This window comes from Kribbella sp. NPDC049584 (genome assembly GCF_040675555.1).
GTDB lineage: Bacteria > Actinomycetota > Actinomycetes > Propionibacteriales > Kribbellaceae > Kribbella.
Genome location: NZ_JBFAPF010000003.1, coordinates 204041 through 226770, shown reverse-complemented (window position 1 = coordinate 226770; position 22730 = coordinate 204041). Strand labels below are relative to the sequence as shown.

The 22730-nt window shown below is 68.6% G+C and carries 25 protein-coding genes; 15 read left to right on the top strand and 10 right to left on the bottom strand.

Annotation, left to right across the window (positions count from 1 at the left end):
* Positions 1 to 10: 10 nt before the first annotated feature.
* Positions 11 to 907 carry a hypothetical protein gene (locus AB0J62_RS12865; RefSeq protein WP_363868453.1) on the bottom strand — a complete coding sequence of 299 codons (897 nt, stop codon included), beginning with the start codon at positions 905 to 907 and terminating at the stop codon, positions 11 to 13.
* Positions 908 to 1122: 215 nt separating this feature from the next.
* Here AB0J62_RS12865 and AB0J62_RS12860 point away from each other — a divergent pair, with 215 nt between their 5' ends.
* Positions 1123 to 1695: a Rieske (2Fe-2S) protein gene (locus AB0J62_RS12860; protein ID WP_363868450.1), complete on the top strand. Its 573-nt coding sequence runs from the start codon at positions 1123 to 1125 to the stop codon at positions 1693 to 1695.
* A gap of 44 nt (positions 1696 to 1739) precedes the next feature.
* Here AB0J62_RS12860 and AB0J62_RS12855 read toward each other — a convergent pair whose 3' ends face one another.
* On the bottom strand, positions 1740 to 2966 hold the full coding sequence (locus AB0J62_RS12855) for a S8 family peptidase (RefSeq protein WP_363868447.1): 1227 nt from the start codon (positions 2964 to 2966) through the stop codon (positions 1740 to 1742).
* Between the two features lie 149 nt (positions 2967 to 3115).
* Positions 3116 to 3571 carry a DUF6194 family protein gene (locus tag AB0J62_RS12850; protein WP_363868444.1) on the bottom strand — a complete coding sequence of 152 codons (456 nt, stop codon included), beginning with the start codon at positions 3569 to 3571 and terminating at the stop codon, positions 3116 to 3118.
* An 81-nt stretch (positions 3572 to 3652) separates the two neighbouring features.
* Between AB0J62_RS12850 and uvrC the strand changes: the two genes are divergently transcribed.
* Genes uvrC through yvcK form a run of 3 tightly spaced genes read left to right on the top strand, consistent with a single transcriptional unit; the run spans position 3653 to position 7502 of the window.
* Complete coding sequence (gene uvrC, locus AB0J62_RS12845) at positions 3653 to 5698, top strand: excinuclease ABC subunit UvrC (protein ID WP_363868441.1); 2046 nt, start codon at positions 3653 to 3655, stop codon at positions 5696 to 5698.
* Positions 5698 to 6564, top strand: a complete 867-nt coding sequence (rapZ, locus tag AB0J62_RS12840) for an RNase adapter RapZ (protein ID WP_130448361.1) — start codon at positions 5698 to 5700, stop codon at positions 6562 to 6564. Before uvrC ends, rapZ begins: the two co-directional genes overlap by 1 nt.
* Positions 6561 to 7502, top strand: a complete 942-nt coding sequence (gene yvcK / locus AB0J62_RS12835; protein ID WP_363868436.1) for a uridine diphosphate-N-acetylglucosamine-binding protein YvcK — start codon at positions 6561 to 6563, stop codon at positions 7500 to 7502. Before rapZ ends, yvcK begins: the two co-directional genes overlap by 4 nt.
* Here the strand turns inward: yvcK and AB0J62_RS12830 are convergent.
* Positions 7499 to 8938 (bottom strand): hypothetical protein, encoded by a 1440-nt coding sequence (locus AB0J62_RS12830; RefSeq protein WP_363868433.1) that lies wholly within the window; start codon positions 8936 to 8938, stop codon positions 7499 to 7501. The two genes, yvcK and AB0J62_RS12830, sit on opposite strands and share 4 nt — an antisense overlap.
* Positions 8935 to 9441, bottom strand: coding sequence for a SigE family RNA polymerase sigma factor (locus AB0J62_RS12825; RefSeq protein WP_363868430.1), 507 nt, complete (start codon positions 9439 to 9441; stop codon positions 8935 to 8937). Before AB0J62_RS12825 ends, AB0J62_RS12830 begins: the two co-directional genes overlap by 4 nt.
* Positions 9442 to 9579: 138 nt before the next feature.
* Between AB0J62_RS12825 and whiA the strand changes: the two genes are divergently transcribed.
* The 9 genes from whiA to AB0J62_RS12780 all read left to right on the top strand — a co-directional run bounded on the left by whiA (position 9580) and on the right by AB0J62_RS12780 (position 16940).
* A complete protein-coding gene (gene whiA / locus AB0J62_RS12820; RefSeq protein WP_134100772.1) occupies positions 9580 to 10563 on the top strand; it encodes a DNA-binding protein WhiA in 984 nt (327 codons plus the stop codon).
* A gap of 77 nt (positions 10564 to 10640) precedes the next feature.
* Positions 10641 to 11030 (top strand): hypothetical protein, encoded by a 390-nt coding sequence (locus AB0J62_RS12815; RefSeq protein ID WP_363868426.1) that lies wholly within the window; start codon positions 10641 to 10643, stop codon positions 11028 to 11030.
* A gap of 204 nt (positions 11031 to 11234) precedes the next feature.
* The gene (gap, locus tag AB0J62_RS12810) at positions 11235 to 12242 is read left to right on the top strand and encodes a type I glyceraldehyde-3-phosphate dehydrogenase (protein ID WP_134100766.1); all 1008 of its coding nucleotides are present in this window, start codon (positions 11235 to 11237) and stop codon (positions 12240 to 12242) included.
* Between the two features lie 94 nt (positions 12243 to 12336).
* On the top strand, positions 12337 to 13530 hold the full coding sequence (locus AB0J62_RS12805; protein WP_363868421.1) for a phosphoglycerate kinase: 1194 nt from the start codon (positions 12337 to 12339) through the stop codon (positions 13528 to 13530).
* 6 nt (positions 13531 to 13536) lie between these two features.
* Positions 13537 to 14343 (top strand): triose-phosphate isomerase, encoded by an 807-nt coding sequence (gene tpiA / locus AB0J62_RS12800; RefSeq protein ID WP_363868417.1) that lies wholly within the window; start codon positions 13537 to 13539, stop codon positions 14341 to 14343.
* Entirely contained in the window at positions 14340 to 14573 is a 234-nt protein-coding gene (secG, locus tag AB0J62_RS12795; RefSeq protein ID WP_130448352.1) for a preprotein translocase subunit SecG, read from the top strand. The genes tpiA and secG overlap by 4 nt, the downstream gene beginning before the upstream one ends.
* 13 nt (positions 14574 to 14586) lie before the next feature.
* The gene (locus tag AB0J62_RS12790) at positions 14587 to 14946 is read left to right on the top strand and encodes an RNA polymerase-binding protein RbpA (protein WP_130385522.1); all 360 of its coding nucleotides are present in this window, start codon (positions 14587 to 14589) and stop codon (positions 14944 to 14946) included.
* Between the two features lie 157 nt (positions 14947 to 15103).
* Positions 15104 to 16075 (top strand): SMP-30/gluconolactonase/LRE family protein, encoded by a 972-nt coding sequence (locus AB0J62_RS12785; RefSeq protein ID WP_363868412.1) that lies wholly within the window; start codon positions 15104 to 15106, stop codon positions 16073 to 16075.
* Positions 16076 to 16085: 10 nt separating this feature from the next.
* Positions 16086 to 16940, top strand: a complete 855-nt coding sequence (locus tag AB0J62_RS12780) for an LLM class flavin-dependent oxidoreductase (RefSeq protein WP_363868409.1) — start codon at positions 16086 to 16088, stop codon at positions 16938 to 16940.
* On the opposite strand, the gene AB0J62_RS12775 is transcribed toward AB0J62_RS12780, so the two are convergent.
* Both AB0J62_RS12775 and AB0J62_RS12770 read right to left on the bottom strand, forming a co-directional pair.
* Positions 16921 to 17430 (bottom strand): DUF6328 family protein, encoded by a 510-nt coding sequence (locus tag AB0J62_RS12775; protein ID WP_363868406.1) that lies wholly within the window; start codon positions 17428 to 17430, stop codon positions 16921 to 16923. The two genes, AB0J62_RS12780 and AB0J62_RS12775, sit on opposite strands and share 20 nt — an antisense overlap.
* Before the next feature lie 88 nt (positions 17431 to 17518).
* Positions 17519 to 17722: a cold-shock protein gene (locus tag AB0J62_RS12770; protein ID WP_134100749.1), complete on the bottom strand. Its 204-nt coding sequence runs from the start codon at positions 17720 to 17722 to the stop codon at positions 17519 to 17521.
* A 412-nt stretch (positions 17723 to 18134) separates the two neighbouring features.
* Between AB0J62_RS12770 and AB0J62_RS12765 the strand changes: the two genes are divergently transcribed.
* The gene (locus AB0J62_RS12765; protein ID WP_363868403.1) at positions 18135 to 18419 is read left to right on the top strand and encodes a protealysin inhibitor emfourin; all 285 of its coding nucleotides are present in this window, start codon (positions 18135 to 18137) and stop codon (positions 18417 to 18419) included.
* Here the strand turns inward: AB0J62_RS12765 and AB0J62_RS12760 are convergent.
* From AB0J62_RS12760 to AB0J62_RS12750, 3 genes are read right to left on the bottom strand one after another with little or no spacing between them, the layout of a single operon-like run.
* Positions 18416 to 19870 carry a beta-N-acetylhexosaminidase gene (locus tag AB0J62_RS12760; protein WP_363868400.1) on the bottom strand — a complete coding sequence of 485 codons (1455 nt, stop codon included), beginning with the start codon at positions 19868 to 19870 and terminating at the stop codon, positions 18416 to 18418. The genes AB0J62_RS12765 and AB0J62_RS12760 overlap by 4 nt on opposite strands.
* 42 nt (positions 19871 to 19912) lie before the next feature.
* Positions 19913 to 20653 carry a fructosamine kinase family protein gene (locus AB0J62_RS12755; protein ID WP_363868397.1) on the bottom strand — a complete coding sequence of 247 codons (741 nt, stop codon included), beginning with the start codon at positions 20651 to 20653 and terminating at the stop codon, positions 19913 to 19915.
* The gene (locus AB0J62_RS12750; protein WP_363868394.1) at positions 20622 to 21830 is read right to left on the bottom strand and encodes an MFS transporter; all 1209 of its coding nucleotides are present in this window, start codon (positions 21828 to 21830) and stop codon (positions 20622 to 20624) included. The genes AB0J62_RS12755 and AB0J62_RS12750 overlap by 32 nt, the downstream gene beginning before the upstream one ends.
* 49 nt (positions 21831 to 21879) lie before the next feature.
* On the opposite strand from AB0J62_RS12750, the gene AB0J62_RS12745 reads away from it, so the two are divergent.
* The gene (locus tag AB0J62_RS12745; protein ID WP_363868391.1) at positions 21880 to 22554 is read left to right on the top strand and encodes a CGNR zinc finger domain-containing protein; all 675 of its coding nucleotides are present in this window, start codon (positions 21880 to 21882) and stop codon (positions 22552 to 22554) included.
* The last annotated feature ends 176 nt before the right edge of the window (positions 22555 to 22730 follow it).

The following is a 22730-nucleotide window of genomic DNA, read 5'->3' as shown; positions in this document are numbered from 1 at the left end:
AGCCCTTTCGTCAGCGGCGGAACAGCTGCTGGACGAGGTGCCGGACCCAGGTACGGCGCGGTGACGGCAGGAGCGCCGCCGGCAGCATGACTGTCGGCGGCTCCGCCAACGTGACCGGCACCTGGACCATCCGGTCGCCCTGCAGCCAGAACACGTCCGGACTGCACTGGTCAGGCGCGTCGCGATAGGTGTCCGCGACGAACCTCGCCAGCCCGTCCGCCGCCTCCTGCCCGGCATCCGCGGCACAGAAGGCGACCGTGCTCAACCGCGGTACGCCGAGCAGCACGCCCAGGCCGAGAGACGCCTGCGGCAGCAGATTCTCGCGATCGACGACCGCCATCGACACGAGCGGGTCGTCGTCCCGGCTGAGCACCGAGAACCCGTCGTGCTCGACCGGCCGCAGGTCGGAGATCTGCTCCAGCGTGAGCTGCACCGGTGACGGCACGGCCGGATCGCCGAGGCCGAGCATCGATCGCCGTACGACGGTCAGCCGTCGCAGCGCGGTACCGGTGCGGATGAACACCACGACCTCGAAATGGTCCCCGAACGGGATCAGCGCGTCGGCCACCGGGCCGGCCGTGCGGGCGGACCACCCGCGTTGAACCAGCAACGCCCGCTGCCGCTCCGCGACGTCGCCGAACCGGTGCTCCTCGGTGGCCAGCTCACCCTCGGCGACGACGGCGCGGAGCCACGCCTCGATCTGCTCGGCCCAGCGGTGCTGCGGGACCTGGTTGCATCGATCGATGATCTCGCCCAGCCCGACGACCGCGGACATCTGCAGCGCACCGCGGCCCCAGCCGACCTCCACCGTGCGCTCGGCGGTGTCGACGACACAGCCCGGCATCCACATCGGTGCGAGGTCCGCGATCGCCCGCAGGACGGTCGAGTCGTTCGTCGTTCCTGTCATCCCATGGCCTTCCCCACGCCCAAAGTCTGTCAGGCACCCGGTCGACGCGAGCCCTCGCGGGGGGTCGCGGACAGCAGATTCGCAGCCGGCTCACAGCAAACCTTCAAACTGCGGTTCAATCCTGAAGCCGTTGAACCGTTCAGGTCACCCGGTCGTTTGAACCGGTGTATAGCGTTCAACTACTTCGACCAGCAGGCTCCTGGAGGTCCAGATTCATGAGCGATGACACGATGGCACCAGCCACCCCGCAGCAGACCGAGGCCGTGCCCAGCGCAGCGGCGGACGGTCGGCGCGACCGGAGGACGGTGCTCCGCTGCGCGGCCATGGCCGCGCTGGTGGGTGCCAGCGCCCCGATCCTCGCGGCCTGCGGCGGCAGCGACAACGCCTCCGGCGGTGGCGCCTCGACGCCGTCGGCCACCGGCTCGAGTTCCGCGCCCACGGCGAGCACCCCTAGCGCGTCGTCGAGTGCACCGTCGTCGAGCGCCCCGGCCGGCGGCGGGACGGTCCTCGGCCCGGTGTCCGACGTACCGGTCGGCGGCGGGAAGGTGTTCACCGACGCCAAGGTCGTGGTGACCCAGCCGACCGCGGGTCAGTACAAGGGCTTCTCCGCGGTCTGCACGCACCAGGGCAACATCGTCGGCTCGGTCGAAGACGGACAGATCGTCTGCCCGTTCCACAACAGCCACTTCAAGATCACCGACGGCAGCGTGGCCAGCGGTCCGGCGCAGTCGCCGCTGCCCGCGGTGAACGTCGCCGTCGAGGGCATCAACATCGTTCAGTCCGCCTGACCTGCGAAAGGGCCCGGCCGACCGGCCGGGCCCTTTGCGTCAGGTCAGGACGGGTCGGCCTTCCCGACGTACAGCAGCTTGTTCGGCGAGGCGTCGCCCGGGTCGCCGACCTTGTCCGGCGTCGAGTTGCCGACCAGCGCCGTCGCGACGTCGGCCGGTGTGGCGTCCGGGTGACCGGCCAGGTAGAGCGCGATCCCGCCGGTCACGTGTGGCGTCGCCATCGACGTACCGCTCATCTTCGCGGTCGCGTCCGGGTCGGTGATGCCGACCGAGGTGATGTCGACCCCCGGCGCGAACAGGTCGACGCACTTGCCGAAGTTCGAGAACGACGCGCGCTTGTCCTGGTCGTCGGTCGCGCCGACGGTGATCGCCGAAGGCTCCCGGGCCGGCGAGCTCAGGCAGGCGTCCGCGCTGTCGTTGCCAGCGGCAACGGCATAGGTGATGCCGGCGCCGACCGAGGCCTTGACCGCCGCGTCCAGCGCATCGTCCGCGCCACCGCCCAGGCTCATGTTCGCGACCGCGGGCTTCTTGGCGTTCTTGGTCACCCAGTCGATCCCGGCCACCACGGACTCGGTCGAGCCGGATCCCTTGCAGTCCAGAACGCGGACCGCGATCACCTTCGCGCCCTTGGCCAGGCCGTACGTCGTACCCGCGATCGTGCCTGCCACATGGCTGCCGTGGCCCATGCAGTCGACGCCGTTCTGGCCGTCGCCGACGGTGTCGGTGCCGACCGACGCGCGGTCACCGAAGTCCTTGTGCTTGGCGTAGATTCCGGTGTCGATCACGTAGACGTTCACGTTGTCGGCGGTGGTCGAGGCCTCGTACTTCTTGTCCAGCGGCAGGTCGCGCTGGTCGACCCTGTCCAGGCCCCACGGCGGGTCGTCCTGGCTGACGGTGATCTTCTGGTTCTGCTGCACGAACGCGACCCGCGAATCACCGGCGAGCTTCTTCGCCTGGTCCGCACTCATATTCGCGGAGAAGCCCTTGATCGAGGCGTCGTACTGGTCCTTGACCTCGACGTCGTAGCTCGTCGCCAGGCTCTGCGTGGTGACCCGGGTCTGCGCCTGCGACCGCTGACCGCTGAGGACGACGATGTAGCTGCCGGGGATCGCGTTCGAACTGCCGGCGCCGCGGACGGTCACCGGCGCCTGTCCGGACGCGTTGCTGTCGGCCGCCGACGCGACGATGCCGGTCACCGCGAGCGCTGACGCCGCGAGTGTCGCGAAGAAACGACGCAGTGGGACGCGCGGCCTGCTCAGGGATGGGGACATGGGCGGAACTCCCTCGAGTCAGCGCAAGGCCTTGTTGCCTCACGCAAAGGTCCTGCACATCTACCCTGGGTCACACGCTAGAGACGTCGCTCATCCCAACCGGGGGTCAAACCGGGCTTATGGGCCAAGCCGCAACACGACTGCAAAGTTCACTGGGTTTGGCGGGATTGATGGTTGGCGTACTTACGAGCCGCGAACTCGTACGCCTCCTGCACCAACGGGACGAGCGGCGCCGCCTCGACCGGACTCACCACGGCAACCCAGTACTGAGCGGCGTAGAACGGGTGCGGCATCAGCGTGTTGCGTGCGGTGTAGTCATGCCCCGAGTCGAGCACCCAGTCCGCGTCCCGCTCGGTCGGCACCGGACCGAAGAGCGAGGTGTACGTCGCCTTGGTGAGGCCGAGGTTCAGCCGCCAGGCGCCGGGCTCGTCCAGCCGGGACACCTTCTCGTAGTGGTCGCCGGTGACAATGGTGGCGAACGGCTGCTGTCGCTCCGGCGGGAGGTCGGCGGCCGGGTCGTAGAGGTAGAAGAGGTCGTCCTGGGCCTCGAGCACCCGGACACCGTCGTACGCGCGGATCATCCGATCCAGTTCGTCGATCGTCATACCTTCAAGTCTGTCATTGAACCAGCAGTGGAGACTTTGCCGGAATTCCGGATTGTCGGCGACCCGAACTAGGGTGGTTGGGTGGCTGATCCGTCCTCGTACCGTCCCGCTCCGGGATCGATCCCCGACTCACCCGGCGTCTACCGTTTCAGCGACTCCGCCGGGCGGGTCATCTACGTCGGCAAGGCGAAGAACCTGCGGGCCCGGTTGTCGTCGTACTTCCAGGATCTGGTGAACCTGCACCCGCGGACGCAGGCGATGGTGACGACGGCCTCGAAGGTCGAGTGGACCGTGGTCGCCAGCGAGGTCGAATCGCTGCAGCTGGAGTACTCCTGGATCAAGGAGTACGACCCGCGCTTCAACGTGAAGTACCGCGACGACAAGTCGTACCCGTGGCTCGCCATCACCCTCAACGAGGACTACCCGCGGGTGATGGTCGGCCGGGGTCAGAAGAAGAAGGGCGTGAAGTACTTCGGTCCGTACAGCCACGCCTGGGCCATCCGCGAGACCGTCGACCTGCTGCTGCGGGTGTTCCCGATGCGCTCGTGCAGCAAGGGCGTCTTCAACCGGCACCGCCAGATCGGCCGGCCCTGCCTGCTCGGGTACATCGGCAAGTGTGCCGCGCCCTGCACCGGACAGGTGAGCCAGGAGGAGCACCGCCAGATCGTCGACGACTTCGCCGCGTTCCTGTCCGGCCAGACCGCGACGTACGTGCGCCGGCTGGAGAAGGAGATGAAAGCCGCGGCGGCCGAGCTGGAGTACGAGCGGGCCGCGAAGATCCGCGACGACCTAGCGGCGCTGGAGAAGGCGCTGGCCAAGAACGCAGTGGTTCTCGGCGACGGCACCGACACCGATGTGATCGCGCTGAGCGAGGACCCGCTCGAGGTCGCCGTGCAGATCTTCTATGTCCGCGGCGGCCGGATCCGCGGTGAGCGCGGCTGGATCGCCGACAAGGCCGACGGCACGGCAACCGCCGGCGACCTCGTCTCGCGCTTCATCCAGCAGATGTACGCCGACGACTCGGTCGATGCGATCCCGCGCGAGATCCTGGTCCCGACGATGCCGGAGGACGCCGACGCGCTGACCGAGTGGCTGGAGGGGATCCGCGGTGCGCGGGTGTCGATCCGGGTCCCGCAGCGCGGCGACAAGAAGGCGCTGATGGAGACCGTCGAGCGGAACGCGCTGCAGACGCTGACCATGCACAAGACCAAGCGGGCCAGCGATCTGACCACCCGCAACCAGGCGCTCGAGGAGATCCAGGCCGGGCTCGACCTGCCCGAGGCGCCGCTGCGGCTGGAGTGCTACGACGTGTCGAACCTGCAAGGCACCGAGGTGGTCGCCTCGATGGTCGTCTTCGAGGACGGCCTGCCCCGCAAGAGCGAGTACCGGCGGTTCGTGATCAAGGGCGTCGACGGCCAGAACGACGTCGCCTCGATCGCCGAGGTCCTGACCCGCCGCTTCAAGCGCCTCCTCGACGAGCGCGCCACGATGACCGCGGACGAAGACCCGAGCGGCGCGCTGATCGATCCCGAGACCGGGCGGGCGAAGAAGTTCTCCTATGCGCCAGGGCTCGTCGTGGTCGACGGTGGTCCGCCTCAGGTTGCCGCGGCCCGCCAGGCGATGGACGAGCTGGGGCTCGGCGACATCCCGGTCTGCGGTCTCGCCAAGCGGCTGGAGGAGGTCTGGCTCCCCGACGAGGAGGATCCGGTCATCTTCTCCCGTACGTCGGAAGGCCTGTACCTCCTGCAGCGACTGCGGGACGAGGCGCACCGGTTCGCGATCACGCACCACCGCAGCCGGCGATCGAAGTCGATGGTCGAGAGCACGCTCGACGACGTCCCCGGTCTGGGCGAGGTGCGGCGCAAGACGCTGCTTCGCCATTTCGGCTCGCTGAAGAAGTTGCGTCAGGCCACCGTCGACGAAGTGGCGAATCTCCCCGGATTCGGGCCCCGGCTGGCCGAGTCCGTCGTACTTGCGGTGAACGCTGCCGCAACGAAGGCGGAAACCGGCCGGGCACCGTCGGTCAACACGGCCACGGGCGAGATACTGGGCGACGACGTGCCGGCGCCGGCCGGACTGCAGTCGACGGACGTGGCTGACGGGGACCCAGGGAGAACTGAGAACTGATGGACGACACGGGCGGCAACCTCATCATCGTGTCCGGCATGTCCGGCGCGGGACGAAGCTCCGTCGCCGACGTACTGGAGGACCTCGGCTGGTTCGTCGTGGACAACCTGCCGCCGATGTTCCTCACCACGCTCGTCGAGCAGGTCATCGGCACCGGTGCGGCACCGCGGCTCGCGGTCGTGGTCGACGTCCGGACCGGCCTGTTCTTCGAGGAGCTGAGCTCGGCCATCCACGACTTGCGGCTGAAGGGCTACCGCCCGCTGACGCTGTTCCTGGAGGCGTCCGACGATGTGATCGTGCGCCGGCAGGAGAGTGTCCGGCGGCCGCATCCCTTGCAGGGCGAGGGCCGGCTGCTCGACGGCATCCAGCGCGAGCGCGAGCTGCTCGGCGACATCCGGGCCGGCGCGGATCTGGTCATCGACACGTCGAGCCTCAACATCCACCAGCTCGCCGCGAAGATCGTGAACGCGTTCGGCGACGAGGAGAACGCCGAGCTGCGCGCGACCGTGGTGTCGTTCGGGTTCAAGTACGGCATCCCGGTCGACGCCGACGTGGTCGCGGACATGCGCTTCATCCCGAACCCGTACTGGCAGCCGGACCTGCGCCCGATGACCGGGCAGGACAAGCCTGTGTCAGACTTCGTGCTCGGCCATCCGCTGGCCCAGCAGTTCCTGCAGAACTATGTGGACGTGCTGGACACCTTGCGGAGCGGCTACCTGAACGAGGGCAAGCGCTTCGTCACCGTCGCGATCGGCTGCACCGGGGGAAAGCACCGCAGCGTCGCGATGGCCGAGGAGATCGCCCGCAGGCTGCGCGAGAAGGGCTCACCGACGTTGGTGGTACATCGTGATCTGGGGCGTGAGTGACGAGGTCCCCAAAGGTCGTAGCACTAGGTGGGGGACACGGCTTGGCTGCCTCTCTCTCCGCGCTTCGTCACGTCACCGACCAGCTGACCGCGGTCGTCACGGTCGCCGACAACGGCGGCTCGTCCGGGCGGTTGCGCCAGGAGCTCGGCGTACTGCCTCCGGGTGATCTGCGGATGGCGCTGGCCGCGTTGTGCCGCGACGACGAGTGGGGGCGCACGTGGGCCGACGTACTGCAGCATCGCTTCCGCAGCAACGGTGAGCTGCACGACCATGCCGTCGGCAACCTGCTGATCGTTGCGTTGTGGGAGCTGCTCGGCGAGGCTGTCGACGGACTCGACTGGGTCGCGCGACTGCTCGGTGCCCAAGGGCGGGTCCTGCCGATGTCCTCGGTCCCGCTGGATATCACCGCGCGGGTGCTCGGGCTCGATCCGGCCCATCCCGAGGCGATCACCGAGATCCGCGGTCAGGCCGAGGTGGCGACGACTGACGGACACGTGGTCGACGTCGCGCTCGACCCGGCCGACCCGCCCGCGTGTCCGGAGGCACTCGTCGCCATCGCGGAGGCCGACTGGGTCGTGGTCGGCCCGGGCTCGTGGTTCACGTCCGTCATCCCGAATCTGCTGGTCCCCGAGCTCTGCCGCGGTCTCGAGCTGACCAGTGCCCGCCGCCTTCTCACGCTCAACCTGGGAGAGCAGAAGGGGGAGACCGACGGCTTCTCACCCGAGACTCACCTCGAGGTGCTGGCCGCCCACGCCCCGGACCTGCGGATCGACGTCGTCCTCGCCGACACCGGCCACGTGCCCGACCCCGAGTCACTCCGCCGTACGGCGGAATCCCTCGGGGCCGAGCTGGTGATCGCCGATATCGCCGACGACGATCAGGAGCTGCACCACGCCCCGGACAAGCTGGCGAAGGTCTACCGCGAGATCTTCAGCTAGTCGAAGTCGACGTCCAGGTCCATCGGCTGGTTGTAGATCTGCTTGCCCTGGGCGTCGTACCCACGCACCTGGACACTCTTGACGTCGGAGTTCCCGCCGGTCAGGCCCCAGATGAAGAAGCCGTTCGACATCAGTGCCCGCGTCGGGCCCGTCGGCAGGTCGACGACGATCTGCGCGACCCCGTCGGGCACCATCGCGAAGTCGGGCGACTTCGCGAACTTCCCGTCGGCCTGGACCGCGCCGCGGGTGTAGTCGTACGCACCCTTGGCCGTCGGCGTCAGCATGTGGCACCACGCGAACACGCGCTTGTCCGGCGAGATCAGCAAGGCCGTCAGCTTGTCCCCGGTGCCGGTCTTGAGCGCCACCTGCCACGCCCGCGAGATGGGTCCGGCGGCCTTGATCACTGCGTCGTCGGTGTTCACGCCGCCCTTGTCGAGATCCTTGAAGTAGATCTCGTCGACGCCTTCGCATCGAGTGGTGACCTGTTCGTCGGTGAGCGGACTGACGGGCGGCGCGGCGATGAGCGGCCTCCCGGTCCCGGGCTCCTTGGTGAGCACGACCACCGGCGTGATCGCTTGCGCGGTCTTGACGGTCACCGCCGGATCGACGGTCCGGGCCGGGGCAGCGAACGGCTTGGGCGTCTCGTCGTACACCTTCTTGCCGGTGGCGTCGTAGCCGCGGATCCGATCCAGCGTGATCAGCGTGTGCTCCTTGGCGGGACGGCCGAGGGTGACGAATCCGTCGGTACCGACGAGGGCCTCACGCGGGTTGCTTTCTCCGGCGACGTCCAGCAGCACCCGCGCCACCCCGGGCACCGGGATCCGGAACCCATCCTGCCCGGACAGCGGTGCCCGGTATTGACTCCTTGCAGCGACATCCGCTGTGGCGGAGCGCGCCATGCTGTCCGGCTTGGTCGGCGAGCTCATGGTGCACGTCGCAACGATCGACTCGTCCGGTGACAGGAGCAGGGCGTTCAGCACGGACTGATCGCCGCTCTTCACGACGACCTTCCACCGTGCGTTGATCGGACCGGCCTTGTCGGCGGTCTTGCGCCCGCTCTGGGCGAGACGTCGGTAGGCCAGGTCGTACTGCGAGCAGCGACCAAGCACCTCGGCATCGGACAGCGGGCTGACGGGCGGTGCCGGTACGACCGTCTTGCCGGTCTCGTTGTCGATGATGCGGCCGGTCTTGACGTCGATCGTGATGGTCTGACCCGGCGTACCGGCCGGGCCGGCGCTCTCGTCGCGGGTCGCGGACCAGGTGGCGATGCCGCCGATGATCGCCGCCGTCGTGAGGACCGCGGTGGAGGCGGTCGCAATCCTGGTACGGCGGACCGAACGCCGGGCCCGGATCAGCAGGTCGTCGATGTCGGTGTTCAGCGGCCGGTCGGTGTCGTCGGCGGCGGTCGCCAGCAGGTGTTCGATCTCGTTGTTCACGGGGCGCTCCTTTCGGTCTGGTCGAGAAGTTCGCGGAGGCGGGTGAGGGCCCGGGAGGTCTGGCTCTTCACGCCGCCGACGCCGATCCCGAGGACGGCGGCGGTCTGTTCGATGCTGAGATCGCCGTAGTGACGCAGTACGACGCACGCGCGTTGGCTCGGCGGCAGCGCGGCCAGGGCCTCGACGACGAGCATCCGGTCGTCGACGGCGCCGGCCGCGTCGGGCAGGATCCGGTCCAGGTCGTCCGCGTCGACGAACCGCTCGCGCCGCCACGGCTTGCGGGACTGGTCGAAGACCGACGTGACCAAGCACTGGTGGGCGTAGCTGTTGATGCCGTGCGTGCGGTCGATCCGGTTCCAGCGGCGGTACACCTTGACCAGGGCGTCCTGCGCGGCGTCCTCGGCGCGGTGCCAGTCGCCGCACATCAGGTACGCCGTACGCCGCAGCCGCCGGATCATGGCGGCCGCGAAATCGGTGAACTCGGCTTCATCCGATGCCTTCATGCGCCTCCTCTCACACTGTCGCCGGGGTAACGCGATCACGGTGCCGGAAGGTTGCAGCGCCCCGGATGCCCGTAACCGCAACGGCTCGGGGCCGTTGGTGGTCCAAGGGTCTTTGACATGGGTGGGAGGATGGCCTTCATGGCGATGACAGCACAGGTGAAGTCCGAGCTGACCAGTATTCAGGTGACGAAACCGTGTTGCCGCAAGGCCGAGGTCTCGTCGATCCTGCGGTTCGCGGGCGGGCTGCACCTGGTGTCCGGACGGATCGTCGTGGAGGCCGAGCTCGACAGCGGCGCCGCGGCCCGGCGGCTGCGCAAGGACATCGCGGAGATCTTCGGTCACCCGTCGGACGTCGTGGTCATTTCCCCGTCCGGCATCCGCAAGCAGACGAAGTACGTCGTCCGGGTGGTCCGCGACGGCGACGCGCTCGCGCGGCAGACCGGGCTGGTGGACAACCGTGGCCGGCCGGTGCGGGGTCTTCCGCCGGCAGTCGTGTCCGGCGCTTCGTGTGATGCCGTCGCGGCTTGGCGGGGTGCGTTCCTCGCGCATGGCTCGCTGACCGAGCCCGGCCGGTCGTCGTCGCTCGAGGTGACGTGCCCCGGTCCGGAGGCGGCGCTGGCTCTGGTCGGTGCGGCGCGGCGGCTCGGCATCGGCTCGAAGGCCCGCGAGGTGCGGAACGTCGACCGCGTCGTGATCCGCGACGGTGACGCGATCGGTGCCCTGCTGACCCGGCTGGGTGCGCACGAGTCGGTGCTGGCGTGGGAGGAGCGTCGGATGCGGCGCGAGGTCCGCGCGACGGCGAACCGGCTGGCGAACTTCGACGACGCGAACCTGCGTCGCTCCGCCCGGGCTGCGGTCGCGGCCGGAGCGCGGGTCGAGCGGGCGCTGGAGATCCTCGGCGACGACGTACCCGATCACCTGCAGATCGCGGGCAAGCTGCGCCTGGAGCACAAGCAGGCGAGCCTCGAGGAGCTCGGCCAGCTGCACGAGCCGGCTCTCACCAAGGACGCGGTCGCCGGCCGCATCCGCCGCCTGCTCGCCATGGCCGACAAGCGCGCCGCCGACCTCGGCATCCCCAACACCGAGGCCAACCTGACGCCGGAAATGCTCGACCCGGCCTGACCGGATCGTTATCTGAAACGGCTCATCCGGCTCCCACACGTCTGGTTGCATCGTCGCACCACGACGATCGGAGACCGATGGGTACGGCAGAGGACGAGGCAAGGGCGCGCGACGAGTTGGAGCGCGTCCGGACCGAGAACGCCATCAAGGAGATGGAACGGCAGCGGGCTCTGGAGGAGTACCGCAAGCAGCAAGAGCAACAGAACAAGATGGTCGCCGATCCGGAGCCGGTCGTCGCGAGCTGGCCGGATGACGGGTTCCAGGCCGACCAGCCCGGTCGGCTGGATGCGGTCAAAGGCGCGCTCGGCATCGGGGCGCCCGGTGATGCGGCGTTGGCCGCGAAGCTGCTGAACACCGGGCACGCACCGGCCGGGAGCGCGGCGCCGGCAGCGAGCGCGGACGGTGCGAAGGAACAGACCGGCGGTGCCTCGCCGGCGCGCGCGACGGGTGCTGCGCTCGGGTATTGAGGTCACCAGCTGGTCAACTGGTATTCAACCGGCTGCCCCGGGAGGTTTCCGGGGCAGTTGTGCGTCCGGGTGGTCTGCTCGGACGGCTACCCGCGGGTCATGGTGGTCTGATGTGGACGCTACCAGTTGGCCAGGTGGGCTGTTGGGCTAGTGTTCGGACTGTAGGGCAGTGCTCGAACGCCAGATCTGAGGAGACGCAGTCCCGTGACCGTACGCGTAGGTATCAACGGCTTCGGCCGGATCGGCCGTAACTTCTTCCGCGCCGTGCAGGCGTCCGGTGCCGACATCGAGGTCGTCGCCGTCAACGACTTGACCGACAATCAGACCCTCGCTCACCTGCTGAAGTACGACTCGATCCTGGGCCGCTTCCCGGGCGAGGTCTCCGCGACCGACGACGACATCACCGTCGGCGGCAAGAGCTTCAAGGCGTTCGCCGAGCGCGACCCGGCCAACCTGAAGTGGTCCGACGTCGGCGCCGACGTGGTGATCGAGTCGACCGGCTTCTTCACCGACGCCACCAAGGCGAAGACCCACGCCGACAACGGCGCCAAGAAGGTCATCATCTCCGCCCCGGCGAAGAACGAGGACCTGACCGTGGTGATGGGCGTGAACCACGAGCTGTACGACGCCGAGAAGCACACCGTGATCTCGAACGCGTCCTGCACCACGAACTGCATCGCCCCGCTGGCCAAGGTCCTCAACGACGCGTTCACGATCGAGAAGGGTCTGATGACCACGATCCACGCGTACACCCAGGACCAGAACCTGCAGGACGGCCCGCACAAGGACCTGCGTCGCGCCCGCGCCGCCGCGCTGAACATCGTGCCGACCTCGACCGGCGCCGCGAAGGCGATCGGCCTGGTGCTGCCGGAGCTCAAGGGCAAGCTGGACGGCTACGCGCTGCGCGTGCCGGTGCCGACCGGCTCGGCCACCGACCTGACCGTCACCGTCGGCCGTGAGGTCACCGTCGACGAGGTCAAGGAGGCCTACAAGGCCGCCGCGGCCGAGGGCTCGCTGAAGGGCTACCTGACCTACACCGAGGACGAGATCGTCTCCACCGACATCGTCACCGACCCGGCCTCCTGCATCTTCGACGCCGGTCTGACCAAGGTGATCGGCAACCAGGTCAAGGTCGTCGGCTGGTACGACAACGAGTGGGGCTACTCCAACCGCCTCGTCGACCTGGTGAAGCACGTCGGGGCCTCGCTCTGACCCAGCTGAGACAGCTCTGATGTTCCCCCGCTTGCGTCCGGAGAGCCCTGGTGCTTCTTCGGGCGCAAGCTCGTTCACCCGAGAAAGCTGAACTGTGAAGACCATCGAAGATCTCGGCGACCTGGCGGGCCAGCGGGTACTGGTCCGGTCCGACCTGAACGTGCCGATCAAGGACGAGGTGATCGGCGACGACGGCCGCATCCGGGCCTCGCTGCCGACCCTGATCAAGCTCGCCAAGGCCGGCGCGAAGGTGATCGTCACCGCGCACCTCGGCCGTCCGAAGGGCGAGCCGAACCCGGCGTACACGCTGGCGCCGGTGGCCAAGCGGCTCGGCGAGCTGCTGCAGCCCGAGGGCATCACCGTGCACTTCGCGACCGACGTCACCGGCGAGAGCGCCCAGGAGGCGGTCCAGGAGCTCGACGAGGGCGAGGTCCTGCTGCTCGAGAACGTGCGGTACGACCCGCGCGAGGAGAGCAAGGACGAGGCCGAGCGCGGCGCGCTGGCCGATGAGCTCGCGGCGCTGGCCGACGTCTTCGTCAGCGACGGCTTCGGCGTCGTGCACCGCAAGCAGGCCAGCGTGTACGACGTGGCCCGCAAGCTCCCGCACGCGGCCGGCGGCCTGGTGCTCGCCGAGGTCGAGGTGCTGAAGAAGCTGACCGAGGACCCCGCCCGTCCGTATGTCGTCGTGCTCGGCGGCGCGAAGGTGTCGGACAAGCTCGCGGTGATCGACAACCTGCTGGCCAAGGCCGACAGGCTGCTGATCGGCGGCGGCATGGTCTTCACGTTCCTGAAGGCACAGGGCCACGAGGTCGGCAAGAGCCTGCTCGAGGAAGACCAGCTGGACGTCGTCCGCGGGTACCTGAAGGACGCCGGCGACAAGATCGTGCTGCCGACCGACATCGTGGTCGCGCCCGAGTTCAAGGGTGACTCGCCGGCCACCGTCGTCGCGGCCGACGCGATCCCGGCCGACCAGCTCGGCCTCGACATCGGTCCGGACTCCGGCAAGGCGTTCGCGGCCGAGATCGCCGGCGCGAAGACCGTGTTCTGGAACGGCCCGATGGGTGTCTTCGAGATGGCCGCGTTCGCCGGCGGAACCAAGGCCGTCGCGCAGGCGTTGACCGAGGTGGACGGGCTGAGTGTCGTCGGTGGCGGTGACTCCGCGGCCGCCGTACGGCAGCTAGGCTTCGCGGACGACGCGTTCGGGCACATCTCCACCGGCGGTGGCGCCTCGCTCGAATACCTGGAGGGCAAGGAGCTCCCGGGTCTCGCCGTACTGGAAGAGGACTGAGCAACCATGGCAGACGCTGCCCGTACGCCACTCATGGCGGGCAACTGGAAGATGAACCTCAACCACGTCGAGGCCGTGCACCTGCTGCAGAAGCTGTCGTGGACGCTGCAGGACAAGAAGCACGACTTCGAGCGGGTCGAGGTGGCCGTGCTGCCGCCGTTCACCGACCTCCGCAGCGTGCAGACGCTGGTCGACGGTGACCGGATGAAGATCAAGTACGGCGCCCAGGACGTGTCCACGCACGACCCCGGCGCGTACACCGGCGAGATCGCCGCGTCGATGCTCTCCAAGCTCGGCTGCACGTACGTGCTGACCGGCCACTCCGAGCGCCGGCAGTACCACCACGAGACCAACGAGGTGGTCAACGCCAAGACCGCGAAGGCGCTCGAGTCCGGACTGATCCCGATCGTGTGCGTCGGCGAGGGCCTGGAGGTCCGCCAGGCCGACGGCCACGTGGCGCACTGCGTGGAGCAGATCGACGCCGCGCTCGCCGGGATCAAGGCGGACGACGTCCGCAAGCTCGTCATCGCCTACGAGCCGGTCTGGGCGATCGGCACCGGCGAGGTGGCGACCCCGGAGGACGCGCAGGAGGTCATCGCCGCGATCCGTGGCCGGCTGGAGGAGACGATCTCACCCTCGGTCGCCGACTCGGTACGGATTCTTTACGGTGGATCGGTGAAGATGGCCAGTGCAGGTGGCATCATGGCCCAACCGGATGTCGACGGCTGCCTGGTCGGAGGCGCGAGCCTTCAGGTGGACGAGTTCGCCGGCATCTGCCGTTACCTGGACCTTCAGTTAGGCTACTCCTCGTGATTCTCGCTTTCTCGATCGTCGTGATCGTCTGCAGCCTGTTCCTGACGCTGCTCGTACTGCTGCACAAAGGCCGCGGTGGCGGCCTCTCGGACCTGTTCGGTGGCGGTGTGTCGTCCAGCCTGGGCGGCTCGTCGGTCGCGGAGCGGAACCTGGACCGGATCACGATCGGTGTCGGTCTGATCTGGTTCGCCAGCATCGTCGCGGTCGGCCTGCTCTACAAGCTCGGCTGAGGGGTCGGTTCCCGTGGCTGGTGGAGGCAGTGCGATTCGTGGCAGCCGGGTCGGTGCCGGGCCGATGGGCGAGGCGGAGCGCGGCGACACCGCGCCCCGGCAGCGCATCGTGTTCTTCTGTGCGAACGGGCACGAGACCGCGACCTGGTTCGCGGTCGAGGCGTCGATCCCGGAGGAGTGGGACTGTCCGCGGTGCGGTCTTCCGACCAGCACCGATGTGAACAACCCGCCCCCGCCGCCGAAGATCGAGCCGTACAAGACGCACCTGGCCTATGTGAAGGAGCGCCGCTCCGAGCAGGAGGCCCAGGAGATCCTCGACGAAGCGCTCGAGAAGCTCCGCGCCCGCCGCGCCCGCGGCGAAGTCATCTTCTGAGCTGTACCTCGAGCACCGCGAGCACCGCGCCCAGCCCGGATCGACCTGGTCGGTCCGGGCTGCGGCGTTGGGCGGCGTTGGGCGGCGTTGGGTCGCGTTGGGTGGCGTTGGGTGGCGCAGTGTGAGTGCACCGGCGCAGCGCGCTAGGGTCTGCGGCATGACGTCGATCGCGCCCGTTCGCTGGACCCCGCCGCCCGCTCCGCCGGTGCGGCACCCGAAGAACGTCGACGTGGACGTGGTCGCGCTGCCCGGCGCGGGTCCCGAGGACACGCTGATCGACGACGACGGCAGCGTCCTCACCGGCCTGTACGACGGCCGCATCCTGCGCGTCAGCGCGGACGGCAAGACCATCAGCACGCTCGCCGACACCGGCGGCCGGCCGCTCGGCCTGGAGTGGCTGCCCGACGGCAAGGTGTTGATCTGCGACGCGAACCGCGGCCTGCTGACCCTCGACAAGAACAACCGGATCGCGACGCTGCTGTCCGAGATAGACGGCCGTCCGATGCGGTTCTGCAACAACGCCGACGTCACCGAGGACGGCACGATCTACTTCACCGACTCGTCGACCCGGTTCGGCATCGACGAGTGGATGGCCGACCTGCTCGAACACTCCACCACCGGCAGCATCTACCGCCGTACGCCGGACGGCGAGGTCACCCGGCTGGCGACCGGACGCGCGTTCCCGAACGGCGTGGCGCTCAGCCACGATCGCCGTACGCTCTTCTGGGCCGAGACGGCGACGTACGGGCTGTACAAGCTGGACCTGACGACCGAGGGCGCCGAGCCGGTGCAGATCGCGTCGATCCCGGGGCTGCCGGACAACATCGCGCGGGGGTCGGACGGGCTGATCTGGGTCGCGGTCGGTTCGCCGCGCAACGCCGTACTCGACTTCCTGCTGCCCAAGTCGCCGGTTTTCCGCAAGATCGTCTGGGCGCTCCCGGACGCCCTGAAGCCGAAGGCCGCCGACATCATCGAGATCCAGGCGTACGACGAGGACGGCGAGCTGGTGCACGACCTGCGCGCGCAGCACCCGGGGTTCCACATGCCGACCGGCGTCCGCGAACGTGACGGCAAGGTCTGGCTGGGCAGCATCGGCACCAGTTCTCTGGCGACGTTCCCGACGCCTTAGTGTGGCGGTCATGCGTTTCGGGATTGCGATCCTGCCGGAGTACCGCTGGCAGGACGCCGCACGGCGGTGGCGGCAGGCGGAAGAGTACGGGTTCGACCATGCGTGGACCTATGACCACCTGACCTGGAGCGGTCTGCAGGACTCACCGTGGTTCGGGACCACGCCGACCCTGACGGCGGCCGCGACGGTCACCTCGAGGATCAAGCTCGGCACGTTCGTCACGTCGCCGAACTTCCGGCACCCGTTGGCGTTGACCCGCGACATCCTCGCCATCGACGACGTCTCCGGCGGCCGCTTCCTGTGCGGGATCGGGGCCGGCGGCAGCCTGGATGCGACCATCCAGGGCGGCCCGGACCTCACCCCGCGGCAGCGGCAGGACCGGTACGAGGAGTTCGTGACGCTGCTGGACACCCTGCTGACAACCGATCGCGTCGACTTCAAGGGCGAGTACTACGAGACCCGCAACGGCCGCACGCTGCCCGGCTGCGTCCAGCAACCGAGAGTCCCGCTCATCCTGGCCGGAAACGGCCCGCGCTCGGTCCGCTTCGCCGCCGAACGCGGCGACGGCTGGATGACGACCGGTGGCGACAAGACGAGCCTCGACACCTGGTTCGCCTCCCTCGCCGACCTCAGCCATCGCCTCGATGACGCGCTGGACGGTCGCCACCTCGACCGCTACCTGTCGATGGACAACGCGCAGTACGCACTCTCGAGCCCCACGGCCTTCGAGGAGATCACCGCCCGCGCAGCCGCCCTCGGCTTCACCGACCTCATCACCCACTGGCCGCGCGCGGAAGGCGTGTACGGCGGCTCCGAGGACGTCCTGGAACAGGTTGCGACCGAAGTCATTCCTCGTCTGCGTTAGCACGCCGGACCCAGGCGGGGACGACGTACCAGAAGAGGGCGAACAGGAGCAGGACGACGGCGACGACGATGATCGCGACCGGGCGGGAGAGTACGACGTCCGCGGCGAGCAGGACACCGCCGGCGATGGCGACGATCAGCAGGAGCATGCCGCCGATCGTCATCCGATTGGCGATCGGGAGCATGCGGTCGCGGAGCTTCTGGCGGTAGATGATCCGGTGGAACGACACCGGTGCGAGGAACAGGCCGACGGCCAGTGCGGACGCGATCAGCGTGACGGCGTACACGTCGTGGGTGAAGCTGTCCGCGTCCTGGAAACGGGTCTGGAACGCGATGCTGAGCAGGAACGCGAACAGGATCTGCGTGCCGGTCTGGGCCAGCCGGAGTTCCTGGAGCAGTTCGTTCCATTGCCGGTCGAGCCGCTCCCCGGCGTCTTCGTCGGGCCGGCCGTACCGCGGGCTACGGGGGCTGCTACGGGGGCTGTTGGTCACGGTCCTATTAGACCGGGAACGGCGGAGGGGCCGCACACCTGATGGTGTGCGGCCCCTCTACTGGTTCAAGAAAGGGTGATCCGAAGCCTCAGATCGCGCGGATGTTCTCCGCCTGCAGCCCCTTCTGGCCCTGGGTGATCTCGAACTCGACCCGCTGGTTCTCGTCCAGCGAGCGGAAGCCCGACATCTGGATGGCCGAGTAGTGCGCGAACACGTCCGCGCCACCGTCATCCGGGGTGATGAAGCCGAAGCCCTTGTCAGCGTTGAACCACTTGACAGTACCGACAGCCATTTGTCTATCTCCTCGATGGCTTATAACAATCCGTGAACCACACCTCATGGATCACGCGTCGCCGAAAGGCCCCAGACGACAGACCGGCCATGCAGCACAGCAAAGTCAGGGAGTCCAAAACTGCAACGCCATAACTGTAGCCGTTCTGCGGCCTGATGGTAGGGGTGACCACAAACACGTGTCGCTGATTGTCAGGGGCCGTTACGCTCTGTGGTCGCGTCGATGCGGCCTCCGGAGGATCGGTGCGAAGCCCGAAATCCGGCGTCTACCTGCTGATTCGCGGCCGCGGACGGGTGCGGCACGATGGCAACGAAGGACAATTGACCGGTACGCCGGGTAGCGGGCGCATTTTTCTGATCATTCGTCCCGGCGTGTCGCGCGGGCATGAACAAGCACTCCGAGGGAGGCAAGCGTGATCGTGACAGTGACCCGCAGCGGGGGTTTCGCCGGGCTGACCAAGCACGCTGAGTTGGACACCAGCGACCAGCCCGACGCGGCCAAGCTCGAGGACGCGGTTCGGGCGCTCGGCGCGAAGGACCTGGGCTCCGGCCGCCCGCAGCCCGACCGGTACGTGTATCGGCTGGAGGTGCGCGACGCCCAGGACGACGACGCCGCGCACCGCGCCACTCACACGGTGGCCGAGCAGGACGTGGACGCCACCACGGCGTGGCTGCTCGACCGGATCCTCAGCAGTTAACGCCAGTCGATCTCCGGCGCCCGGTAGAAATTGACCCCGAGCGCCTCCCAGCGCGGACCCTGTTCGGCCAGACGCTCGCGGTACGCCGTCCAGTCGAGCGCGGACTCCCGCGACCAGCCGAGCTCGGCGATACCCGGCAACCGCGGGAACACCATGAACTCGACCTTCTCCAGGTCGTCCAGCGTCTCCGTCCACAGCGGCGCCTCGACGCCGATGATGGCGCTCGCGGGTATGCCCGGGACCAGTGTGGCCGGGTTCCAGCTGTAGGACTGCTCCACGCTGACCAGACCGGCCCAGTCGAGGCCGAGAGGCGTCTCGGCGTCGTACTTCATGTCCAGATACGCCCGGTTGGCGGGGGAGAGCACCAGCGTGGCGCCCTGCTCGACCGCCTTCTGCGCCAGCACCTGAGCCTTCGGGTCCTCGGTGCCCCAGTACTGCACGACGGTTCCGGCAGGCAGCGGCCCGTCGGCGATCTCGTGCCACCCCATCACCCGCTTGCCGTGCTTCAGCACCAGCTCGGCGGCCTTGGGCACGAAGTCGAGGTACTCCGAGTGCGGTGTCGAGTGGGCCTCGTCCCCGCCGAGGTGCAGGAGTTCACCGGGAGTCTGCTCGGCCACCTCCCGGAACACGTCGTCGAGGAACTCGTACGTGACGTCCTTGTCGATGGCGAACGAGCTGAAACCGACCTCGGTCTCGGTGTAGAGGTCCGGGGCCTGGTCGCCCTTGTTCAGCTCGGCGTACGACGCGAGCGCCGCGTTGGTGTGACCAGGGGTGTCGATCTCCGGTACGACGGTGATGTAGTGCTCCGCGGCGTACTGGACGAGGTCGGCGTACTCCGCCTTCGTGTAGTAACCGCCGGCGCCGCCGCCCACCTGCAGGCTGCCGCCGTGCTCGGTGAGCCGCGGCCAGGAGTCCACTTGGATGCGCCAGCCCTGGTCGTCGGACAGGTGCAGGTGCAGCCGGTTGAGCTTGTACTGCGACACCAGGTCGATGAACCTCTTCACCTGGTCGACCGTGAAGAAGTGTCGGGTGACGTCGAGCATGACCCCGCGGTACTCGTACCGCGGGGAGTCGGAGATCGTCGTACCCGCGATCTCCCACGGGCCGTCCTGTGCGGCGTCGGCTTCGGCCTTGGCTGGCAGGAGCTGGCGGAGCGTGGTGACGCCGCGGAAGAGGCCCTCGGCGGTGGTTGCGGTGACAGTGACACCGGACGCGTCCGCGCGGAGCTCGTAGCCTTCGGCGCCCAGGGACTCCGGGCCACTGGTGGACAGCGTGATCGTGCCGGTCCCGCCCTGCACCGGCAGGGCGTATCCGGTGGAGCGACGGAGCTGCGCTGCGAACCGGTCAGCGATCAGCTGGGCGGAGGGGTCGTCGAGGCCGATCGTGGCGTCGGCCTCCAGCAAGAACGTCTCATCGGCCAGCGCCTGCTGCGCCGTGGGCTGCGGAATCATGATCGAAAGTGTTCGCGCCCCCTCATAATTCGTCAAGTCCCTTCAAAACTTCTGGGCGAGAGCCGTCGCCTGCGCGAGATAGGACCCGCCGAACAGGACCGCGTGCACCAGCAACGGATGCAGTTGATGGAGCCCGATCCGCTCGCGCCAACCGTCCGTGAGCGGGTGTACTTCGTCGTACGCCCGCAGCACCCGCTCGAGCCTGGGCAGTCCGAAGAGGCCGAGCATCGCGAGGTCCGTCTCGCGGTGGCCGCCGTGCGCGGCGGGGTCGATCAGATGTACGCCGTCCGCGGTCCAGAGCACATTGCCCGACCACAGGTCGCCGTGGATCCGCGACGGTACGTCGGACGTGTCGTCGTACACGCCTGCTTCCAGACGGCTGCACAGCCGCTCGAAGACATCGAGCTTGCTGTCCGCCGCCCGCAAATACGGCCGGAGGCGCAAGTTGGCGTAGAACTCGCCCCACGACGTCACCGGGTCGAGTGCGTGCGGCAGTGCGATCGCGCCGATGTAGCCGTCGCCGTCCCAACCATCCGGCGGTACGCCGTAGTGCCGGGCGCCGGCATCGTGAGTGACGGCCAGCCGCCGGCCGAAGTCCTCTGCCAAGGCATCGGTCGGCGGCACCGCGTCGAGCATTCTGGTCGTCAGCTGGGTGGGGGAGACGTCCAGCGGCTCGGCCACCGGCACACCACCCGGTACGGCGAGCCAGCGCAGACCGGCAGCCTCGACGGGGAAGAAGTCTGGTGGCGCGTCAGGCCGCCTCTTCACAAACCTGGCGGTCATGGTCGTACTCTTCCACCCGCTGCCGGCGACGGGCCAGCCACGGCTCGCACAGCATCACCAGCGCCGCGATCGCGGTTAGCAGCCCACCGGCGAGCGCGACGCTGCGGACCGTCGTGTGGTCGATCAGTGCGCCACCGACGAACGCACCGGCGGCGATGCCGACGTTGAACGCCGAACTCGCGCCGGCCGACGCGATGTCGGTGTTGCCAGGAGCGACCTGCAGCGTGCGGCTCTGCGCCGCGACCGCGAGCGCACTGAAGGACAGCCCGATCAACGCGACCAGGATGATCGTCGCCACCTTGTGCTCTCCGAGGGCGAACAGGCCCAGCAAGCCGACGGTGATGAGCCCGAACGGGAAGACGACCGAACCCCACGGATACCGATCGAGGACCCGGCCGACGATCAGCGTGCCTGCGAACCCGCCCGCTCCGCTGGCCAGCAGCATCGGACCGAGCGCGTCGGAGGAGAAGCCAGTGATGTCCAGCAGGAACGGCGTGACGTAGGTGTTGAACGTCAGGAAGCCGGTGACCCCGATCGAGGCGGCCACCAGCAGCACGACATACCCACGCAGGTCCGGAGCGCTGCCCCGACGCGACGGACTGTCCTGGACCTCGGTGCGCGGCAGCAGCGTCACGATGCCGGTGAAGGCGGCCGCTCCGAGCACGGCCATCACCACGAACGGGACCCGCCAGCCGGCCTGCTCGCCGAGCCACGTGCCGAACGGGATCCCGAGGATCGGCGCCAGCGCCGTGCCGATCGCGAGCCGCGCGACCACCCGGCCGCGGAGCTCCGGCGGGAACAGGCTCGTCGCGATCGGCGGCGCGATCGACCAGAACAGCGCCTGCGAGATCGCGATCACCAGCCGCCCGGCGAACAGCACCTCGTACGTCGGGGCGGCGGCGGAGAGCGCGGTCGCCACGGTGAGGACGGCGAGCGTGCCGCCGAGCACCAGGCGGCGCGGGAGATGCGTGGTGAGCCGCGCCAGTGGGATGGAGGCGAGCACGACGACGACGGCGTACCCGGTGACGAGGAGGCCGATCTGGGACCGCGACCGGCCGAGATCGTCGGCCATCACGGTGAGCAGCCCGATCGGCAGCACCTCGATGGTGACGAAGGAGAACGTCGAGACGCCGAGGAACACCAGCGCGGCGGCGGCTCGGCGGGACGAGAGGGTCATGAGGTCACCTGATCCCGGTAAAAGAAGTGATGCTGGTAGCATCTCACCTATGACCGACAGTTCTCACACCAGATTTCGCATCGTGGGCGGACATCCTGCCCTCGACCTGGTGAACACGGTCACCCCGCGCGTCCGAGGCGCCTCGATCGAGCACGACTACCTCACCTCGCCGGGCGCGCTGCTGGACTGGAGCCGCCGGATCGAGCTGATCGATCTGCGTGACTACAGCGCCGTCGAGGGCACCTGGCGTTCGGCACCGGAGCTGGCCGTCAAGGCGCTCGGAGCGACGGTGGAGATTCGCGAGGCGACGTACGACGTGCTTGCGCCACGGGCGGCCGGCGCTGTCGTGGCGACGGACGGAGTCAAGCGCAGCGAGGGATCTGCCTTCGAGCGCTTGATGTTGCGCTGGTCCGCCGCGGCCGCGCGTTCGATGCTGATCCCCGGCGAGCGACGAGACCGAGGCATCGCGGAGCTGGTCGTCGGTACCTCGCCCGCGCAGCTCATCCCGGACCGGCTGGTCATGGCGGCGGTCGAGTTGATCCGGACGGTCGAGCTGCGGCAGCTGCGGGCCTGCCCGGTCGACGACGGCGGCTGCGGCTGGCTGTTCCTGGACCGTAGCCGGAACGGTTCCCGCCGCTGGTGCGCGATGGAGGACTGCGGGACGCGGGCCAAGATCCGCAAGCTCGGAGAGCGCCGGCGCGCTACCGGCGTACCGCAGACTTAGTGGTAGCGAGACCGAACCTTCACTGTCAGCGATCGGCTCACTGGTCGAGAACGCGTGTCGAAAGGTGCGAATTGTCCCCCCGACCTGTCATCGTAGGCGGCCGGGCCTTCCGAGAAGAGGGACCTGGCCGGGCCTGCCCCGGACGAGGACGCAGGCTGACGCAACAGAATGTGGAG

Bases quoted from the DNA above. Each gene is read 5' to 3' on its own strand.
- AB0J62_RS12865 (WP_363868453.1), bottom strand. From the start codon at position 907: ATGACAGGAACGACGAACGACTCGACCGTCCTGCGGGCGATCGCGGAC.
- AB0J62_RS12860 (WP_363868450.1), top strand. From the start codon at position 1,123: ATGAGCGATGACACGATGGCACCAGCCACCCCGCAGCAGACCGAGGCC.
- AB0J62_RS12855 (WP_363868447.1), bottom strand. From the start codon at position 2,966: ATGTCCCCATCCCTGAGCAGGCCGCGCGTCCCACTGCGTCGTTTCTTC.
- AB0J62_RS12850 (WP_363868444.1), bottom strand. From the start codon at position 3,571: ATGACGATCGACGAACTGGATCGGATGATCCGCGCGTACGACGGTGTC.
- rapZ (WP_130448361.1), top strand. From the start codon at position 5,698: ATGGACGACACGGGCGGCAACCTCATCATCGTGTCCGGCATGTCCGGC.
- AB0J62_RS12825 (WP_363868430.1), bottom strand. From the start codon at position 9,441: ATGAAGGCATCGGATGAAGCCGAGTTCACCGATTTCGCGGCCGCCATG.
- whiA (WP_134100772.1), top strand. From the start codon at position 9,580: ATGGCGATGACAGCACAGGTGAAGTCCGAGCTGACCAGTATTCAGGTG.
- AB0J62_RS12815 (WP_363868426.1), top strand. From the start codon at position 10,641: ATGGGTACGGCAGAGGACGAGGCAAGGGCGCGCGACGAGTTGGAGCGC.
- tpiA (WP_363868417.1), top strand. From the start codon at position 13,537: ATGGCAGACGCTGCCCGTACGCCACTCATGGCGGGCAACTGGAAGATG.
- AB0J62_RS12785 (WP_363868412.1), top strand. From the start codon at position 15,104: ATGACGTCGATCGCGCCCGTTCGCTGGACCCCGCCGCCCGCTCCGCCG.
- AB0J62_RS12780 (WP_363868409.1), top strand. From the start codon at position 16,086: ATGCGTTTCGGGATTGCGATCCTGCCGGAGTACCGCTGGCAGGACGCC.
- AB0J62_RS12770 (WP_134100749.1), bottom strand. From the start codon at position 17,722: ATGGCTGTCGGTACTGTCAAGTGGTTCAACGCTGACAAGGGCTTCGGC.
- AB0J62_RS12760 (WP_363868400.1), bottom strand. From the start codon at position 19,870: ATGATTCCGCAGCCCACGGCGCAGCAGGCGCTGGCCGATGAGACGTTC.
- AB0J62_RS12755 (WP_363868397.1), bottom strand. From the start codon at position 20,653: ATGACCGCCAGGTTTGTGAAGAGGCGGCCTGACGCGCCACCAGACTTC.
- AB0J62_RS12750 (WP_363868394.1), bottom strand. From the start codon at position 21,830: ATGACCCTCTCGTCCCGCCGAGCCGCCGCCGCGCTGGTGTTCCTCGGC.
- AB0J62_RS12745 (WP_363868391.1), top strand. From the start codon at position 21,880: ATGACCGACAGTTCTCACACCAGATTTCGCATCGTGGGCGGACATCCT.